The organism is Acidobacteriota bacterium, from assembly GCA_020853395.1.
Taxonomy (GTDB): Bacteria; Acidobacteriota; Vicinamibacteria; order Vicinamibacterales; family SCN-69-37; genus JADYYY01.
Window position 1 is genome coordinate 80815 of record JADYYY010000011.1, and the last position, 12757, is coordinate 93571.

General features: G+C 70.0%; 12 protein-coding genes and 1 tRNA gene. 9 read left to right on the forward strand and 4 right to left on the reverse strand.

Annotated elements, in window-relative coordinates:
• Positions 1 to 31: 31 nt before the first annotated feature.
• Both IT184_11640 and IT184_11645 read left to right on the forward strand, forming a co-directional pair.
• The gene (locus tag IT184_11640; protein MCC7009460.1) at positions 32 to 1051 is read left to right on the forward strand and encodes a Gfo/Idh/MocA family oxidoreductase; all 1020 of its coding nucleotides are present in this window, start codon (positions 32 to 34) and stop codon (positions 1049 to 1051) included.
• Between the two features lie 79 nt (positions 1052 to 1130).
• Complete coding sequence (locus tag IT184_11645; GenBank protein MCC7009461.1) at positions 1131 to 1430, forward strand: hypothetical protein; 300 nt, start codon at positions 1131 to 1133, stop codon at positions 1428 to 1430.
• Here IT184_11645 and ligD read toward each other — a convergent pair.
• Positions 1420 to 3522, reverse strand: coding sequence for a DNA ligase D (ligD, locus tag IT184_11650; GenBank protein MCC7009462.1), 2103 nt, complete (start codon positions 3520 to 3522; stop codon positions 1420 to 1422). The genes IT184_11645 and ligD overlap by 11 nt on opposite strands.
• 95 nt (positions 3523 to 3617) lie before the next feature.
• Between ligD and IT184_11655 the strand changes: the two genes are divergently transcribed.
• Positions 3618 to 4481, forward strand: a complete 864-nt coding sequence (locus IT184_11655; GenBank protein MCC7009463.1) for a Ku protein — start codon at positions 3618 to 3620, stop codon at positions 4479 to 4481.
• 34 nt (positions 4482 to 4515) lie between these two features.
• A complete protein-coding gene (locus IT184_11660) occupies positions 4516 to 5001 on the forward strand; it encodes a hypothetical protein (GenBank protein ID MCC7009464.1) in 486 nt (161 codons plus the stop codon).
• On the opposite strand, the gene IT184_11665 is transcribed toward IT184_11660, so the two are convergent.
• Positions 4963 to 6486 carry an AAA family ATPase gene (locus IT184_11665; GenBank protein MCC7009465.1) on the reverse strand — a complete coding sequence of 508 codons (1524 nt, stop codon included), beginning with the start codon at positions 6484 to 6486 and terminating at the stop codon, positions 4963 to 4965. The two genes, IT184_11660 and IT184_11665, sit on opposite strands and share 39 nt — an antisense overlap.
• Before the next feature lie 38 nt (positions 6487 to 6524).
• Here IT184_11665 and IT184_11670 point away from each other — a divergent pair, with 38 nt between their 5' ends.
• The 3 genes from IT184_11670 to IT184_11680 all read left to right on the forward strand — a co-directional run bounded on the left by IT184_11670 (position 6525) and on the right by IT184_11680 (position 7979).
• Positions 6525 to 6827, forward strand: coding sequence for a hypothetical protein (locus IT184_11670; GenBank protein MCC7009466.1), 303 nt, complete (start codon positions 6525 to 6527; stop codon positions 6825 to 6827).
• A gap of 91 nt (positions 6828 to 6918) precedes the next feature.
• Positions 6919 to 7824: an MBL fold metallo-hydrolase gene (locus IT184_11675; GenBank protein ID MCC7009467.1), complete on the forward strand. Its 906-nt coding sequence runs from the start codon at positions 6919 to 6921 to the stop codon at positions 7822 to 7824.
• 80 nt (positions 7825 to 7904) lie between these two features.
• Positions 7905 to 7979, forward strand: a tRNA-His gene (locus IT184_11680).
• Positions 7980 to 8036: 57 nt separating this feature from the next.
• Here IT184_11680 and IT184_11685 read toward each other — a convergent pair.
• On the reverse strand, positions 8037 to 9683 hold the full coding sequence (locus IT184_11685; protein ID MCC7009468.1) for a hypothetical protein: 1647 nt from the start codon (positions 9681 to 9683) through the stop codon (positions 8037 to 8039).
• A 61-nt stretch (positions 9684 to 9744) separates the two neighbouring features.
• Here IT184_11685 and IT184_11690 point away from each other — a divergent pair, with 61 nt between their 5' ends.
• Both IT184_11690 and IT184_11695 read left to right on the forward strand, forming a co-directional pair.
• Entirely contained in the window at positions 9745 to 10176 is a 432-nt protein-coding gene (locus IT184_11690) for a hypothetical protein (protein ID MCC7009469.1), read from the forward strand.
• On the forward strand, positions 10173 to 11372 hold the full coding sequence (locus tag IT184_11695; protein ID MCC7009470.1) for a chitobiase/beta-hexosaminidase C-terminal domain-containing protein: 1200 nt from the start codon (positions 10173 to 10175) through the stop codon (positions 11370 to 11372). The genes IT184_11690 and IT184_11695 overlap by 4 nt, the downstream gene beginning before the upstream one ends.
• 46 nt (positions 11373 to 11418) lie before the next feature.
• Here the strand turns inward: IT184_11695 and IT184_11700 are convergent, their stop codons facing one another.
• A complete protein-coding gene (locus IT184_11700; protein MCC7009471.1) occupies positions 11419 to 12576 on the reverse strand; it encodes a TIM barrel protein in 1158 nt (385 codons plus the stop codon).
• Positions 12577 to 12757: the final 181 nt, after the last annotated feature.

Consider the following 12757-nt stretch of genomic DNA (forward strand, 5'->3'; position numbering starts at 1 on the left):
ACGGCATGACGTCCATCAGGGAGAACCAGCGTTGAGAGTGGGCATCATCGGTACCGGCGCGATCGCGAACTTGCACGCGCGCGCGTATCGGGCCATCGGATTCACGGTGCGGGCCTGCACCGACATCAACGAGCAGGCCGGGCGGGCGTTCGCGACGGCGCACGACACGGAGCTCGTGGAGGACGCGCACGCCGTGTGCCGTCATCCTGAAGTCGACGTCGTCGATCTCTGCACGCTGCCCGGCGTGCGGCTCGACGTGCTGCGCGACTGCGTCGCGTTTCGCAAGCCGCTGCAGGTGCAGAAACCGATCGCGACCACGCTCGACGTCGCGCGCGAGATGGTCGAGCTCGCGCGGTCCGTCAACCTGCCGTTCGCCGTCGTCAGCCAGCACCGCTTCGACGATGCGATGCAGTTCCTGTCGAGCGCGATTCGCGCTGGCCGGCTGGGACGGCTGCTCGAGGGCGATGCGTACGTGAAATGGCACCGCACGGACGCGTACTACGCGCGGCCCGTGAAGGGGAGCTGGGCAGGGGAAGGCGGCGGCGCGCTGATCAACCAGGGCATCCACCAGGTGGACATGCTGCGCTGGCTCTTCGGGCCGGTGCGCGAGGTCGCCGCGATGTGGCAGCTCGGCGCCGTCCATCGCATCGAATCGGAGGACGTGGTCAACGCGCTGCTCCGGTTCGAGACCGGGGCGACCGGCGTCATCCAGGCGTCCACGGCCTTCGCGCCGGGGTACACGGAGCGGCTCGAGCTGCACGGGACGAAGGGCACGGCCATCGTCTCCGGCGATCGGCTCACCGCGTGGGACGTCGCAGACGACGAGGGCGAGCCGCCGCCGCTGGCGCAGAACGTGGCGTCCGGCGCGTCGGATCCGATGGCGATCTCGCTCGAGCCGTTCGAACGGCAGTTCCTGGACTTCGCGGAGGCGATCCGGACCGGCCGGCGTCCCGCCATCGCCGGCGAGGACGGCTACGCGGCGCTCGAGATCGTGGACGCCGTGTACCGCTCCTGCCGCTCGGGGCAACTGGTGCGCCTCGGTGCGGCCTAGGCGCCCGTTCTTTCCATTGACATGAGGACCTGAGACATACATGGCCAAGAAAGCACGTCGTAAGAGGGATTCGCTCGGGGTGACCGCCGAGAACGTCGGCGCGGCGCTCGGCCGCATTGCGGTGCGGTTCGAGCAGTGGAAGCAGCAGCGCGCGGAGCTCGCCAAGGAGATGCAGCACGTGCTGCAGTCGGCCAGCGCGATGCTCGGCGAAATCGGCGAGACGGCCGGCGAGGCGGTCGACTTCGTCAAGACGCGGACGAGACGAGGCGGCCGTCCGAAGGGATTCCGCGTGTCGGCCGCGACCCGCCGGAAGCTGCGTGCGGCGTGGAAGCGCCGGAAGCGGGCCGTGGCCGAGGCCGTGAAGGCCGTCACCGACTAGTCAGCGCCGCGAGGTCCACCGGTTTCGCCGTGCGGAAGGCCGTCCAGAGATCGCCGGCCGCGCGGAATCGGGCCGGCGCCGTCTCGATCGTGAAGTCGCGCGGATCGACGCCGCGCTCGACCTCGTTCCAGGTGAGCGGCGTCGAGACGCCGGCGTACTCGCTCGCGCGGGCCGAGTAGGCGGTCGCGAGCGTCTTGCCCAGGATGTTCTGCAGGAAGTCGACGTAGACCGTGCCGTGCGGGCGGCTGCGCACGGCGCGCACGACGGTCGCGGCCTTCGGGTGTTCGTCCGCCACCATCGTCGCGATCATGCGACCCAGCAGTTGGCCCGTGTCGTAGGTGGTCGCGGCCGGCAGCGGGATGTAGATGTGCATCCCGCTCGCGCCCGACGTCTTCGGCCAGGCCGGAATACGGAAGCGATCGAGGACGTCCTTGACCCAGCGCGCGACGTCGAGCACGCGCGCGAACGTCGCGCCGTCGCCCGGGTCGAGATCGATCGCGGCGTAGTCCATGTGCAGCGGATCGGCGACCCTGGAGAACCACGGGTCCTGGGAGATCGCCGCGATTTGCGCCATGTAGAGGAGCGTCGTGAGCGACCCGCCGATCAACCGATCGCGAGGCCCTTCTTCGGTGATCGGATCGACGCCGGCTGGCAGCACCGCGCGCCGAACGCCCTGCGGGACGTCTTCGGGATGGCGTTGCTGATAGAACGCCGGCCCGTCGACACCGTTCGGAAACCGCCTCATCACGAGCGGCCGATCGTCGACCGCCGGCAGCAGCATCGGCGCGACCTCCGCGTAGTAACGAAGCAGGTCCCCCTTGGTGAGGCCGGCCTTCGGCCAGAACACCTTGCGGAGGTTCGTGACGCGGAGCAGGTCGCCATTCGGCAGCGCGATCTCGCCGTCTTTGCCTGACGCCTCCAGCGCCGTCAGTTGATCGATCACCGGTCCTGTGCCGGTCCCGACCTCGCGCCGGTTCCGATGACGCGGTGGCCCGCTTCCCTTTGCCTTTTCCCCTTTCCCCTCCCTTTCCCCTTCCCCCTTTACCTTTGCCCTTTGCCCTCTGCCCTTTGCCCTTCTTCGTTCGCGTCGCACCGACGTCGCCTCTTTGTCTTCGCGCATCCCGAGATAGACCGGCTGCCGGAGCAGCCCGTCCGACGTCCATTCCGTGAACCGGACTTCGGCGACGAGATCGGGACGCACCCAGTGCGCGCGCTCCGCCGTGCGGACGCGATCGGCGAACGGGCTCTCGCGAGTCTCGCGATCGCGGAGCAGCCGGCCGACGCGCACGAGCTCGGCCTGATCGAACCCCGTGCCCACGCTGCCCGCCCAGCGCAGGCGCGCATCGTCGTAGTAGCCGACCAGCAGCGCGCCGAAGTGCGCCCGCGACTCGCGCGGCTCGGTCCAGCCGCCGACGACGAATTCCTGCTGCTCGAGCAGCTTGAGCTTGCGCCAGGCCGGCGTGCGCTTGCCGCTCTGGTAGATCGAGTCGCCGTCCTTGACGATGAGGCCTTCCCAGCCGTCGCGGCGGGCGCGCTCGAGGAGCGCGTGGCCGTCGTCGGCCGCGAGCTCGCTCAGCCGCACCCAGCGGCGCTGCCGCGCGTCCGGCCGGACCCTCGCCTGGAGCCGGAGCCGGCGGGCCGCCAGCGGATCGGATCGCAGGTCTTCGTCTCCGTCGCGCAGCAGGTCGAACGCGATCAGCGCCGTTGGCTGAAGACGTTCGGCGCGTTCGATCTCGGCCGGCGACGTCAAGTGAATCCGCTGCTGGATGTGCTGGAAGCCGAGCGGCGTGCCGGTCCGGTCGACGGCGACGATCTCCGCGTCGAGCAGTACCGGACCGGGAAGCCTCCGTGCCATCGCGGCCAGCGTGCGGACGATGCCGGGGAACTGGACGTGCTTCTCGCGGCCGTTGCGCGAGTAGAGCGCCACCACAGGATCGGCGCCCTTTCGCGCCGGCGGGCGCACGTCCACGAGCGCGCGAATGCCGTCGTACTTCGGCTCGTAGACGAGGCCGGGCTGCGCGAGGGGCGGCGCCGCGAGCGAGGCGAGCATCGGACGGATGGCCGCCGGTTCCGCGCGCCAGCGGGAGGGCATGCGGACAGCCTACGCCGGATGCGTGCTCGGCGCGTGCACTTCCGTGCACGGATACATTTCCGCACGCCGCAGCCGATAATGTCCCCGGAGCACCCATGGCAGCACGGTCGACGTGGAAGGGCTTTCTGAAAATCAGTCTGGTCAACATCCCCGTCCGTGTGTTCCCAGCCACGGACGCGGCGGCCACCATCAGCTTCAACCAGCTCCATCGGGAATGCGGGAGCCGCATTCAGCAGAAGAAGTGGTGTCCGGTGTGCCAGAAAGAGGTTCCGAACACGGATCTCGTGAAGGGCTATGAGTTCGACAAGGGACGCTACGTCACGGTCGAGGACGAGGACATCGCGAAGGTCCGCCCGCAATCGACGCGCGTGATCAACATCGTGCAGTTCGCCGACGCCGCCACGATCGATCCCGTGTACGTCGAGAGACCGTACTACCTCGCGCCGGACGGGCAGGTGGCGGCCGAGGCGTTCGCCGTCATCCGCGAAGGCATGGCGGGCAAGGCGGCGATCGGCAAGCTGGCGCTCTATGGGCGCGAGTACCTCGTCGCGATCCAGCCGCGCGAGAACGGGCTCGTGATGCTCACGCTGCGCCACGCCAGCGAGGTGCGGTCGATGTCGGCCATCGACGAGTTGAAGACGGTGCCGGCGCGGATCAAGCCCGAGGAAGTGAAGCTCGCGAAGCAGGTGATCGGCAGCTTCGAGAGCGAGGGCGATCTCACGCAGTATCGCGACGAGTACCAGGACGAGCTCCGGCGCATCATCGACGCGAAGGTGGAGGGCCGCGAGGTCGTCACGCCCGCCGACGAGACCCCGCCGAAGGTGGTCAATCTCATGGACGCGTTGCGCGAGAGCCTCGAGCGCGTCTCTTCGGACAAGAAACGCGCGGCGAAGATCGCCGAGGCGCCCCCGGCCAGAGCCGCCGCTCGCGCGCCGGCCAAGAAGCGGGCGCGCGCGTGACAGGGGCCACCCGCTCGAACTAGCATCTTGAGCGGTGGCCACACACGAGAAGGCGGCACTGGCCGGGCCGGCTCGGCCGCTCGGCGTGCCCGAGATTCCGCAGTTCTTTCTTCCTGTGACCGTCCAGACCGGGGTGTACACCCCGAGGCTCTACGGCGCGGCCCACATCCACTTCGGCGGCGCGAGACGAAAGTTCAACGAATCGAGGCAGGTCGCGTTCCTGCTCCCGTTGGACAACGTCGGCCGCATCGTCGACTGGGATGCCGCTGTGCCGACGGGCGTCATGCCCGATCATCTGCTCCACGAGGCGCCGCGGCCAGGCAGTTACCTGCCGCTTCCGGCCGGCGCCATGGAGCTGAAGACCTTCACACGATGGGCGAAGAGCTTCGATCGCTGGCTCGCGCGCACGCAACGCCTGGTCGTGACGCCCAAGGCGGATGGCGCCGAGGAGGTCAGCGTCGGACCGAAGCGCGGCGGCGTCTCAGTTGACCTGGTTGGGATTGCCTGGGAGCTCGCCTGAGGCGGGCACCGCGGGCGTAGTGGCGGGCGGGGTCGCCGGCGTGGTCGGTGAAGCGGGTGAAACGGCCGGCGCGCGCGGCGTGGCCGACACGCCGCTCCCGCTCTGACCGGCGCCGCCACCCGTGCCGGGCACGGGCGCGGCCGGTTGGTCGAGCGGCGGCACAGGATTCGGCTCCGCGGGCGTCCCTCGATCGAGCGTCGGTGCGGCCGGCGCCGGCGGCTGCGCGGTCTCTTCCGTCACTCGGAACGCGTACCAGCCGTAGGCCGCCAGCGCCGCCAGCGCGGCGATCACGACGGCCCCGACGACGAGCCGGCCCTTCCCGCGCGGTGGCGGTGGCGCCTGGCCGAAGGTGAGGCCAGGCTGGTCGCCGAGCTCAGCCGGAAACACGCCAGGCGTGGTCGCGGCCGGACGCGGCTGTGCCGCGGCCGGCTCGGCGTCCGGTGTCCGGGTCGGTGCGGCCGAGGACGCTGCGGGTGAGGCGTCGGCCGGCGCCGGCACGCTGGCGGCTGTCGGCGTCGGGGCCGCAACAGCCGGCGGCGCGGCGCGTTCGGCCGATTCGGCCCGCGCGGGCCGTCGCGCCGACGTCTCCGGCACGCTGACGTGTACCGGCTCGTGCGCGCCGGCGACGGCGCGCGCGCCGCGCTTCACGAGATCCGCGGTGATGACCGCCGCGCCTTCGACGCGGCCCTCCTGGAGCGCGCGATCGCAGAGCACGTTGATGCGCCGCGGCAGCCCGTGCGACAGTTCCGCGATGATCTTCGTCGCCGTGTCGTCGAAGCTCACCGCCTTCGAGCCGCCCGCGATCGCCAGCCGGTGCTGGATGTAGGCATGCACCTCTCCCGGCTGCAGCGGCTTCAACGTCACGCGCCGGGTGATGCGCTCGTTCAGCGCGTGCAGCGGCTCGCTCTTGAGCGTCTCGAGCAGCGCGGGCTGGCCGCAGAGGATGACCTGCACGAGCCGGCGGTTGTCCTGCTCGAGCGCGGTGAGAATGCGAATCTGGTCGAGCACCTGCGGCGCGACCGACTGGGCTTCGTCCAGCACGATGACCGCGTGGCTATCGAGCGCCGCGAGCGACCGGAGGAAGCCTTCGAGCGTGTCGAGCAACTGCGACACGTCGGCGGATGCGAGGACGCCTCGTCGCAGCTCCTCGTGCGAGACGAGACCGAAGTCGCGGAGGATGAGCCGGAACACCTCCGCGCCCGACATGTACGGGTTCAGGATCATCGCGCCGAACGTCCGCTGTCCAAGCGACTCCAGCACCGCACGGCACAGCGTCGTCTTCCCCGTGCCGGTTTCGCCGGTGAGCAGCAGCATGCCCTCGCGGCGGCGCAGCCCGTTCAAGAGCTCGCTGAACGCCAACTGGTGCGATGTGCTCAGATAGAAGAACTTCGGGTCCGTCGTGATCGCGAACGGCTGGTCGCTGAGGCCGTAGAACGCCTCGTAGATCGGATCGGCCAGGGCCTTGAGCGAGGCCGGCGGTTGCACGCGGCGATTATACGGTGTTGCATGGGGTTCGCGGCGAAATGACTCGACGGCGATCGGCCTGGCGGTTCGTCGCGGCCAACGTCCTCATGTGGCTCGTGATGACGGCCGTCCTCGTGCTCGTGCCCGACACGCTCAGCCGCTGGGTGTCGATCGAGGTCGCGAGGGTCACGGGGTGGGCCATCGCGAGCGGGCTCTGGGTCGTGGCCCTCCAGCAGCCCTGGCGCCATCGCGTCGGCCCCCTCACGCTGTTCCTCCTGCAGCTCGCCCTCTGGGTCAGCGCGGCGCTCGTCGCCATCATGATCAGCGACGCCGCTCGCCCGCCGCAGCTCAACTTCCAGTAACGACGTAACGCCGCGTCGCCCACGCCGGGCACGCCGACACGCGGACGCCGGGCAGTTGACTCGTGACCCCCGGCAGGCGTAGAACCGCGCCATGCACAGGCTCATCGCCCTTGGCGCGCTCGTCGTCCTCGCCGCCGCCGCGCACCTGCGCGGCGTCGAGATGCAGGTCGGCACCGTCCACCAGCTCGCGCCCGGCGTCTGGATGCGGCAGGGCGACAAGGACATCCGCCAGCCCGCGAACACCGGCTGGATCGAGTTCAAGGACTTCGTCGTCGTCATCGACGCCAACACGCCGTGGGGCATCCAGGCGGCCCTGCCGGAGATCAAGAAGACCACGGCGAAGCCCATTCGGTATGCGTTCGACACGCATTACCACTGGGACCACACGCAGGGGAACAGCCTGCTCGTCGACCAGGGCGTCACCGTCATCTGCTCGCAGGGCTGCGCGGACGAGCTGAAGACGAAGGGGCAGGGCGAGTGGACCAGCATGAGCCGGAACCAGCAGTACAACCTGGCGCCCTATCGCCTGCAGGCGCCATCGATCACGTTCGGTGAGCTCATGGCGATCGACGATGGAGCGCGAAGGCTGGAGATGAGGCGCGTGGGCCCGGCGCACACGATCGGCGATGCCGTCGGCTACCTTCCCGCCGAGGCGATCGTCTTCACAGGCGATCTCGTCGTGAACTGGAAGTTCGGCAACAACGTCGGCGACCGCGATGCGGACGTGCCGCACTGGTCGGACGTGCTGCTCGACATCGCGCAGTGGAACGTGAAGACCGTCGTCCCCGGACATGGCGCGATCGGCGACGTGGAGACGCTCCGCCGCCAGAGCGCGTTCCTGAAGGACTTGTGGGCGAAGGTCTCGGCAGGCAAGAAAGCCGGCAAGACCCTGGACGAGCTCCTGAAGGAGATCGATCTCTCGAGCCACGGCGATTGGGCGGCGGATGCGCAGCAGAATCAGGCCGCGATCCGCCAGACGTTCAGGCGCCTGCCATAGCGGCCTGGTGGCGGCCGCATCGCGACGCGTTGTTGAACGCGTCGCGGGTGTCGTAAACTGAACGTTCGGTCACCCGCGTGGTGAGTGTAGCTCAATGGTAGAGCACCGGACTGTGGCTCCGGTGGTTGCGGGTTCGATCCCCGTCACTCACCCCACTCCTCGCCCCTTCGCACGTCGACGCTCTCGCACGCCGGGGCCCTCGGCCTCTGCTCTCACGGCCTGACGATCTCGTACAGCCGGTGTCCCCGCGCGTCTGACGCGACGAGCCGGAGGTCCGCGCGCTTCGGAAGCGCCTGCGCGATGTCCTGCCGGTCTCGTTCGTCGAACCGATCGAGGTGCACCATGACGTGCGTGGCGCCTTCCTGGATCATGGCGTCGATCGCCCAATCGCGCGGGAAGTACCAGAACGCCTCCGCGCGGCGGCGATAGGACGCCGGCGTCGCGCCGCTGTAGCCGTTCATCACCGGCCGCCAGTGCGCGGTGGCGTTCAACACGTACTCGGCGTTCTCGAACACGGCGTCGGCGGGGAAGAACGGGACTTCGACGAGCATCACGGGCGCCGGTCGATCCGCGAGCACCGAGTAGATCGGCGGCACGCCGGTGAACGGCTCCGTCTTGATGGGGCCGGTCCACGACTCGAGCGTGACGAGCGCCAGCGCCACCGGCGCGATCGACAGGCGCAGCCAGCGCGGCCGGGCCAGGCGTGTCAGCCACGCCACGCCGAAGCCGGCGAGCAGCCCGACGGCCATGAGGTACAGGATGGCGAAGCGCGAGACGGCGCGCAGACCGCGCAGCGGCAGCGCCACGTCGTACAGCCAGCGATAGATCGGCGTCGCCGGGCCGAACGACAGCAGCACTCCGGCGCTGCCGATGAGCAGCAGCGTCACGATCCGGCGTCTCACGGTGCGCCGCGCTTCGGACGCGATCGGTTCGGAACCGGCACCCGCCCGCACGTCGCGTCTCGACGCGAAAACGCCCACGGCCGCCAGCGCGAGCGCGGTCACGCCTGCGAACAGCACCTGCAGCTCATCGCTGGCCGCCGATCCCGTCAGCCAGACGTACCACCGGCTGTTGCCGGTCACGTACGCGGCCGGCTTCGCCGAGAATGCGGCGACGACGTCGAGGGGACGCGTCGCGCCGGCGCGTCCGAGCTGGACGTACGGCCAGAGCACCGGCAGGGCCAGGACGATGCCGGCGAGGCCTGCGGCTGCGATCGCGAGCAGGCGGCGCCATCGGCTGCTGCCGGCAAGCGCCGTGAAGCCGACGATCACGCACGCGAACGTGAGGCCGTAGAGCGACGTCGCCGCCGTCGCGGCGATCACGAGGGCGAGCCGAATCGCGGCGCTCGACGTCGGCCGCTCGATCAACTGATCCGCGAAGTACAGCGCGAGCGGCAGGCCCCACGCGTGCGTCGCCTGCACGTGCGCGACGCGCGCCAGCACGTGGACGTTGAACGGCACGAGCGCGCCGGAGACGAGGGCCCCGCCACTCGAGCCGGTCCACCGCCAGGCGACGAACCACGCCGCCCAGGCCGTGAGCGTCAGCCCGGCGATCTGCACGAGGTTGTACGTGAGCACCGGCGACGCGCCGAGCCACCGGGCCGGCGCGCCCATCAACCCCGGGACGATCATCGGATCGCTCAGCGCGAGCACGTGCGGCTCCGGCGCGAAGATGTTCCCGTCGAACAGATGCGCCGGCTGCTGCACGATCGCGCGGGCAATCCAGCTCAACGTCCACTCGAGCAGTTGCGCGTCCGCATGGTGGTTGAGCGATCGCGACGCCGGCGCCACCGACAGCGGCCACGTGTGCACCACGGCCAGCAGCGCCAGCAGCACGAGCGGACGCACGGGGCACCGCACGCGCGCGAGTATACCCGCGCGTGAAAAGCTCGGAATGGCCCCGTCGGTTCGATAATGGTTCGTGGCCGATGACCTCCCCCAGTCCGTGTTGATCGAGCGCGCGCTCGCCGTGGCGCGCGTCCGGGCCGTGCGTGACGCCCTGCTCGCCCTGCACAAGACGCTGATCGACGCCGAGCGCCAGCGCTACGAGCGGGCGAACGGCCGCATCGAAGGCGCACAGGCGGCGCTGCGCCTCGTGCTCGAGGATCTGTGGTTCCGATGGCTGAGCCCGCTCGCGACGGCGATCGTCCAGATCGACGAGCGGCTCGCCGACGAGAGCGCCCCGCTCGACGCGGCCCAGGGGGACACGTACCTCGAGCGCGTCCGTCATCTGCTCCACGACGCCGACGGGCCGTTTGTCGCCGAGTATCACCGCGCCCTCCAGGAGACGCCCGACGTCGTCGTGGCGCACGCGCGCGTGATGAGCCTGCTGAACGGGCCGCCCGGGCGATGAGCGGGCGGCGATGGCGCCTCGCCGGCGTGTGGTCCATCCTGCTGGCGTCGGCCGCGATGGAGGGTGGCGCTCGAATCGTGCCCGCGCCGGCGTTCGATCACGTCTCGGGCCGCTATGCGAACGTCCTCTGGCTCTCGGCGAGCGCGACGGCGGGCGCGACGATCCGCGCGACGACCGACGGCACGATCCCCACCGCCGCGTCAGCCGTCTTCGATGTGCCGATCCTGATCGCTCGCAGCACGACCGTGCGGGCCAGAGCGTTCGCCGGCAGCCGGCCGGTGAGCGGCCTCGCGACGGGACACTTCGTGATCGACCTGCCTCGTCGCGGCGCGCCCGCGCTGCACGTCGTTCCGACGACGTTCCAGAACGACCCATCGGGATTCCTGGAGGCGTGCCTGCAGGGTGACGAGTGGCCGGACGTCCGCAATCGCACGTTGTACTTCGGATCGACGATCGGGATTGCCGCGCTCGGCGATGACGAGTTGACCGCGTGCTTCAGGGCGATGCGCAGGCAGCGGCTTCAGCTCACGGTCGAAGCCGGCGTGATCAACGATGGCGTCACGGACGCCGCGGCGCTGTTCGCGAAGGATGCGCCGCAGTTTCGGCGCCTGATTCGCCTGGGCGCGCCGTTGAGCGTGGTGTTCCTGCAGGAGCCCTGGACGTCGACCAGCGAGTCGCCGCTGACGTACGCGGAGGTCGTGGCCGAGACCGCCGAGTGGATGTCGCTGGCGCAGCGGGCGTTTCCCGGCCTCCGGCTGATTCTGCAGGAGGCCTACCCGTATCGCTCGGCCGATGCGCTGATCTCGTTCATCGGCGATGTCAACGCCGCCGCGGTGACGAGCGGGGCGCGGCCGCTCGACGGTTTCGAGCTGGACCACGACTGGAACATCCCGGCCTGGACGCCCGCGGACATCGTGCGTCTCGGCGAAGCGACGCGCGGCCGGGGCATGACGTTCTCGATCATTCTCTGGCCGGCCGGGCCGCCGACCGGCGACGACTGCGCCTTCGGCCGGCGGATCGCGCGGCAGCTCCGCGACCTCTACGGCCCAGCCGCCGTCCCACCCGGCCAGGCGATCGCGCCCGACATGTGGAGCATCGAGAGCTGGTCCGAGATTCCGGCGGCGATCCTGCCGGAGACGGGACGCTGCACCTTCATGGCCGGGGCGCGAGACGTCGTCGCCGCGCTGACGGAGTGACGATCGCCGGAATCGTCGTCCGTCAGTGCGTCAGCGCCAGTGGGCTCTACACGTCCGCGGTCGTGAGCGCGGCGAGGACTTCCTTGTAGAGGTACTTCGCGCCGGCCACGTTGTCGATCGGTCCCGCCTCGTACTCGAGCGCGAACGTTCCCTTGAAGCCGCCGGCGAGCATGATCCGCACCGATCGCTGCACGTCGTTCTTGTCGCCCCAGCGATCCCAGTACTTCGCGTGGACGTTCGAGATCGTGTAGGGCAGGACAGCCTTGAGGCCGTTGAAGAGCATGTACTCGTGCTCCCAGTTGCAGAAGTCGGGCGTGACGGCGCAGTACGGGTGGTTGATCGTGTCGACCATGATGCGCAGGTTCATCGGGTCGGCGGCCAGTCCCCAGTGGTTCTCGAACGTCACCGCGATGCCGAGCTTGCCTCCGAAGTCGGCCATCTCCTTGTACGACTCGATCGCCGCTTCCATCAGCGGGATGATGTCGATGTTGCGCGGGTAGCCGTCGCCGGCGCGGGGAATCGCGTTGGGCCGGATGGACGGCCCCAAGGCCTGCGGCGAGTTCATCCGCATCGACACCGGGCCGAGCACCTTGCAGCCTTCCAGCCAGCGCTTGGCCATCGCGACGCCCGCCTTGCGGCGCGCGTCGGCTTCGGGCGAACCGTAGTCGGCCAGCGCGAACGGCGCGTTGTTCGAGACGTGCTGCACCTTCGTGCCGGTCTTCACGAGGACGTTGGCGAGCTCGTCGAGCCACTTGCGCCCCGACGGGCTCATCGGGTCGAAGCCCGCGCCGCCGCCACCGCCCTGTTGCGCGGTGATGAACTGGCTGTCGTCGGTGACGTCGCCGAAGAGGCCCGAGAAGAGGTCCATCTTCGTCACGCCGGGGAAGTTGTCTTTCGTCCACTGCGGGAAGTCGAGCATCGTGATCTCGCCGTACTTCCGCTTCATCTCGGCGGTCGGCGTCTGATCGCGATTGGCCGGCATCGGCGGGATCGGGTTGGCGGCCTGGTTCGCCGAGTCGGCCGGCGGCGCTGCGCCGGCACCCGCGGCCCGGCCGCGTCCTCCGGCCGGCGCGCCCGCGGCTCCTGCGGCGCCGCGCCCGGCTCCCGCCGCCCCGCCGCGGCCGGCACCGCCCGCCGCCCCACCGCGACCAGCCTGCGCGCGCGTCTTGAACAGGCTGCGGATGGGCCACGTGCAGCCGGCCATGCGGTCGAACCGCGCCTGTTCGGAGAAACGCTGCGCGAGGGCGCGCTCTCGAGGCGTCATCATCACGCCGGCCGCAGTGAGGCCTGCGCCGGCGGTCTTGAAGAAATCACGTCGATCGACTCTGCGGCTGTCGTCGCGATCCATGGTCGGCTCCTGTGGGACGAGCCGACATTGTCCGTCG